The organism is Streptococcus sp. HMSC073A12 (assembly GCF_001812815.1).
In the GTDB taxonomy this organism is placed as follows: domain Bacteria; phylum Bacillota; class Bacilli; order Lactobacillales; family Streptococcaceae; genus Streptococcus; species Streptococcus vaginalis.
On record NZ_KV810545.1, the window covers coordinates 1 to 407 of the forward strand.

A 407-nucleotide genomic window follows, 5' to 3' on the forward strand; every position below is an offset into this window, starting at 1 on the left:
CAATCAGTTTCTGAGCAATTTTTTGGTTGATGATTCTTCTTGATGAGAGAAGTCTCAGCGACCATCATTTTCGAGCACTGATAGCACTTGAAACGTCGCTTTTTAAGGAGAATTCTAGTAGGCATACCAGTTGTTTCGAGGTAAGGAATTTTCGACGGTTTTTGGAAGTCATATTTCTTCATTTGACTTCCACACTCAGGACAAGAAGGAGCGTAGTAGTCCAGTTTAGCGATGATTTCCTTGTGTGTATCCTTATTGATGATATCTATAATTTGGATATTAGGATCTTTGATATCAAGGAGTTTTGTGATAAAATGTAATTGTTCCATATGAATCTTTCTAATGAGTTGTTTAGTCGCTTTTCATTATAGATATTATGGGGCTTTTTTCTACACAAAAATAGGCTC

General features: G+C 35.6%; 1 protein-coding gene. It reads right to left on the reverse strand.

All coding sequences use genetic code 11. The features are described from left to right. Positions 1–329: transposase family protein (locus tag HMPREF2876_RS06970; protein WP_373878897.1), on the reverse strand; the 329-nt coding region annotated here is incomplete at its 3' end. Positions 330–407 lie beyond the last annotated feature (78 nt).